This is a genomic window from Paracoccus sp. (in: a-proteobacteria) (assembly GCF_030538695.1).
Lineage (GTDB): Bacteria > Pseudomonadota > Alphaproteobacteria > Rhodobacterales > Rhodobacteraceae > Paracoccus.
In genome coordinates this window covers 1-4,272 of sequence record NZ_JAUNTN010000048.1, presented here as the reverse complement: position 1 = coordinate 4,272, position 4,272 = coordinate 1, and the positions used below count along the sequence as shown (strand labels likewise).

Sequence of the window (4,272 nt, the reverse complement as noted above, 5' to 3'; positions counted from 1 at the left end):
CAGCGCCTGAAAACATGGGAAGACTGGCAAGAGGTTTCTCTGGCCGCGCATGGCCGGCCTGTATAAGCGAAAGGGAACAGCGCCATGAACGACTATACCGCCTTTGCCAATGCCGAACCCTATTTCACGCTGGTGCGGCAGGCGCTTGGTGATCTGGTCGATGGCGACCATTTCTTTGACGCGGTAGCCGAGGATATTTCCTATGAGGTCCGCTATGACATGGACTGGCCCCGGATCATCCGGGGCCGTCAGGAATTGATGAAGGTCTTTCAAGGCTATGTCAGCGCCTTCCGGCACAACAGCGCCGACGGGCTGATCGTCACCCGCGCCGATAACGGTCGCGTCGTGGTGATCGAATATGACATCCACGGCACGATTCTGGCGACCGGCGCGGAATATGAAAACCGCTTTTGTTCCATTATCGAGATCAAGGACCGCAAGATCGCCCGCTGGCGCGATTATACCGACTCGCTTGCGGCATGGCGGGCGATGACGGCGCAGGGCTAAGACAATGGGGCGCGGCATGTGTCGCGCCCCGACCAGCATAGGAAAACAGCATGAAAATCCTTCTTTTCGGTGCAAGTGGCATGATCGGGCAGGCCGTCTTGAAAGAGGCCATCGCCGACCCGCAGGTCACGCAAATCCTGTCGCTGGTGCGCAAGCCGACCGGCGTGACAGACCCCAAACTGACCGAAATCGCCCGCGATGATTTCCTGAACTACGACGATCTTGACCTGCATGACGTGGATGCCTGTCTGTTCTGCCTTGGGGTGATCTCCAGCAGTGTCACGCCGGATGCTTACCGGGTTATCACCCATGATTACACGCTGGCCGCGGCAACGGCGCTGCTGGCGGCGAACCCGGATGCGCGGTTTCTGTATATCTCGGGCGCGGGGACGGATGCGAACAGCGGCACCCTGTGGCGCAAGGTCAAGGGCGAGACGGAAAATGCGCTGATGGCCATGCCCTTTCGCGGCACCTTCATGCTGCGGCCCAGTTTCATCCAGCCGGTGGATGGCGTGACCTCGCGCACGCCGATCTATCGGGTGATGTATGCAATCATCGGCCCGGTGCTTGGTCCGATCCTGCGGCTTGCGCCGGGGGCGGCAACGACATCCGCGGCTCTGGCCCGCGCCATGTTAATCCTCGGCCGCGAGGGGACGGGTGCCAGCGTGCTGAACACGCGGCAGATAAATGAGATTGTTCAAGCAGGGTGAAGTTATCCAGCATTAACCTGACCTGATCACCACTCGCCCTTCAAGCCGTCGGAGAGGGCACGCCAGGCCATGCTCTGCCTACCAGTTTTGGATCGCCGGAAGGTCGAGTTTTCGGGCTTGACGTCGACAGTGGAACGGCTGTGCCGTCAGGAAAGTGCAGCGCAGATCGTCGAAGCGATTGCGGATGGGATGTCTCACCCGTCGATGAAGGAGAAAATGGACTGGCTGACCTGCCCCTGAACATTCATTCCGCCGTGACCGGAGCCCGGTGGTTATTGCACTGCCTACCAACTCTGGACCGCCCGAACGTGGAGTTTTCGGGTTTGGTCACGACGGCGGGCTGGTGACGCCCCCTGATTTCGTTAGCATGATCGGAACCTTGTTGCCGATCGCGCCGTGTGGCCGTTCCGCGTTGTAGTATCTACGCAAAGCCTCCAGCTTTTCGGCGACATCCGCAAGGGTCAGGAACCAGTGCTGGTTCAGGCATTCGGTCCGGAACCGTCCGTTGAACGCTCCGATGAAGGCGTTATCGTCGCCTTCCGCCGTCACACGTTGCTAGCGCTGGATGGCTGCTCTCTATGCGTTGCAGGCGACGATCCCGCACCTGAGCCGGTCGTCGCTGCACCGGTGTCTGCAACGGCACGGGATCAGCCGCTTGCCCGAGGTAACCGGTGAAAAGGAGCCGAAGCGCAAGTTCAAGACGTATCCCATCGGCTACTTCCATATCGACATCGCAGAGGTGCAGACCGCCGAAGGTAAACTACGCCTGTTCGTGGCGATCGACCACACCAGCAAGTTCGCGTTCGTCGAACTGCACCAGGAAGGTGGCAAGATGATCGCGGCTCAGTTCCTGCGTAACCTGGTCGCAGCCGTGCCCTACACCATCCATACCGTGCTGACGGATAACGGCATCCAGTTCACCAATCACGCCCACCACAAATACGCCTTCCACCACATCTTCGATCGCGTCTGCGACGAGAATGGCATCGAACACCGCCTGACCAAGGTGAAGCACCCGTGGAGTGAGGCGGATCAGAAAGCAGTCCGGGGGACTGTTTTCCCGACAAACGGTCAGGTCGAGCGAATGAACCGGACGATCAGGGAAGCCACGGTCAAACGCTACCATTACGATAGCCACGAACAGCTTCGGCAGCACCTCGGCAACTTCGTCGCCGCCTATAACTTCGCCCGCAGGCTCAAAACGCTCAAGGGGCTCACTCCCTACCAAGCCATCTGCAAGGCATGGCAAAATGAACCCGCGACCTTTAGGCTAAACCCGCACCATCAAATACCGGGATCAAATAGGTAGGGCGCGCCTCGATCAGGATCGGTGCGCGGGTGCCGATGGCCGTGCGGCGCGCGCGGCGTTTACGGACGGTTAACCCTTCCTCGCGATAGAGCCGGTAGATGCGGTTGATCCCCGATGGCTCGCCCTCGCTGCGCAGCAGCACGAACAGCCGCCGGTAGCCGAACCTGTGCCGTTCATTCGCCAGATCCCGAAGCCGACCTCCAATGCCGTATCGGGTGCGCGCTGTGACCGGTAGCGCACCGTCTTCCGATCCACACCGGCAATCCGGCACGCCCGCCGTTCCGACAGCCCAAGCAGGGCCTTCAGATGCGCGACAGCCTCGCGCTTCACGACGGGCCAATCGGCGCGAAAACAGTCCCCCGGACTGTTTTCTGATCCGCCTCATAACCACTAATGAGATGGCCCGCCCCGCGCCCCGGCGTATCGTTTGGGGAACCCTCAGCAAACGGAGAGAAAGGATGCGAACCAAACCTATCCCTGAGACTACGACCTTCGGCATCGAGATCGGCAAGAAGGTGTTCCAGGTCGTTGCCTTGAACGCGGCGGGAGGCATTATTCAGTGCGTCAAATTCTCGCGCGACACTTTGATGGCCTTCTTCGACGCCGCACCGAAAGCCCTGGTAGGCATGGAGGCCTGTCCGGGATCGCAATGGCTGGCGCGGCGACTGGCTGCGATGGGACATAATGCGCGCATCATCCCCGCCCGCTTTGTGAAGCCCTATGTGAAGTCGAACAAGGCCGATACCGTAGATGCCGCGGCGATCGCGGAAGCGGTGACCCGATCGACCATGCGCTTTGTCGAAGTTCGAACGCCCGATCAGATTGACTTGCAGGCATTGCATCGGATTCGCGACCGGCTTGTCGGACAAAGAACCGCGCTGATGAACCAGGCGCGCGCCTTTTGCATCGAATATGGCCTGGCTATGCGGGTTGGCGCGGGTGGCTTTCATGCCGATATCCCGCGGCATCTGGCGCATGTAGACAATGATCTCACCCCGACCATGCGGACGTTGCTCGAAGAGCTGCTAGATGACCTCGCCTATGTCGAGGGCCGGATAAAAGCCGTGAATGGCAAGGTCGAAGCCTATGCCAGCCAGCACGAGGCCGTAGGCCGGCTTGTCACGATCCCAGGTATCGGCGCACTTGGCGCAACTGCTCTTGTCGCAGCTGCAGGGGACGGACGCCAATTCCGCAAAGCGCGGGACCTTGCCGCGTGGCTGGGCCTTGTGCCCGCAGAGCATTCGACCGGGGGTAAACAGACCCTTCTGGGCATCAGTAAGCGGGGCAATCGATATGTTCGCTGCCTGATCATCCATGGTGCCAGATTGTGTCTTCTGCATCTGAACCGCGCCAATCATGCCATCGGGCGTTGGCTTTCGGATCTCGAGGCGCGAACGCATCGGAACAAAACTGTGGTCGCACTGGCCAACAAACTGACCAGAATTGTCTGGGCGATTCTGACCAGACCTGGAACTGTCTATTTGCCGTCGAAGGGAACCGCTAACCCCTGAACCCCTCACCGCAAAACCGATTGCAGGGGACGTGATGACCAAACGGTTGATCGACCACGGGTAAGGCACGCGCAAAAAAGCGGGATGCGATCCCGTGCCATTAATCTGGAACCTGAGGTGCGGATCTCATCAAGGCCTTGTCGCCAAAAGCGGCTGACTGATCAGAGGCCGGATACATTTTGACCTGCCCCCCGTTCGTCCCTCGTTCATAACAAGAGTCCTTGGGGTTGATATT

Annotated in this window: 3 protein-coding genes and 3 pseudogenes; 4 read left to right on the top strand and 2 right to left on the bottom strand. The window is 59.8% G+C overall.

Translation table 11 applies throughout. The features are described 5' to 3' along the window. Positions 1 to 84 precede the first annotated feature (84 nt). A complete protein-coding gene (locus Q4G24_RS16345) occupies positions 85 to 507 on the top strand; it encodes a nuclear transport factor 2 family protein (RefSeq protein WP_303367601.1) in 423 nt (140 codons plus the stop codon). 50 nt (positions 508 to 557) lie between these two features. After that, positions 558 to 1,217, top strand: a complete 660-nt coding sequence (locus Q4G24_RS16340; protein WP_303367600.1) for a hypothetical protein — start codon at positions 558 to 560, stop codon at positions 1,215 to 1,217. A 327-nt stretch (positions 1,218 to 1,544) separates the two neighbouring features. Here Q4G24_RS16340 and Q4G24_RS16335 read toward each other — a convergent pair. Beyond that, positions 1,545 to 1,748, bottom strand: a pseudogene (locus Q4G24_RS16335) (transposase); the annotation flags it as partial. Here Q4G24_RS16335 and Q4G24_RS16330 point away from each other — a divergent pair. Next, positions 1,734 to 2,526, top strand: a pseudogene (locus tag Q4G24_RS16330) (DDE-type integrase/transposase/recombinase); the annotation flags it as partial. The pseudogenes Q4G24_RS16335 and Q4G24_RS16330 overlap by 15 nt on opposite strands. A 1-nt stretch (position 2,527) precedes the next feature. Here the strand turns inward: Q4G24_RS16330 and Q4G24_RS16325 are convergent. Beyond that, positions 2,528 to 2,853 (bottom strand): annotated as a pseudogene (locus Q4G24_RS16325) (IS3 family transposase); the annotation flags it as partial. 131 nt (positions 2,854 to 2,984) lie between these two features. On the opposite strand from Q4G24_RS16325, the gene Q4G24_RS16320 reads away from it, so the two are divergent. Beyond that, a complete protein-coding gene (locus Q4G24_RS16320; protein ID WP_303367599.1) occupies positions 2,985 to 4,037 on the top strand; it encodes an IS110 family transposase in 1,053 nt (350 codons plus the stop codon). The last annotated feature ends 235 nt before the right edge of the window (positions 4,038 to 4,272 follow it).

Excerpts from the sequence above, each read along its gene's own strand:
- Q4G24_RS16345 (WP_303367601.1), top strand. The coding sequence starts at position 85 with ATGAACGACTATACCGCCTTTGCCAATGCCGAACCCTATTTCACGCTG.
- Q4G24_RS16340 (WP_303367600.1), top strand. The coding sequence starts at position 558 with ATGAAAATCCTTCTTTTCGGTGCAAGTGGCATGATCGGGCAGGCCGTC.
- Q4G24_RS16320 (WP_303367599.1), top strand. The coding sequence starts at position 2,985 with ATGCGAACCAAACCTATCCCTGAGACTACGACCTTCGGCATCGAGATC.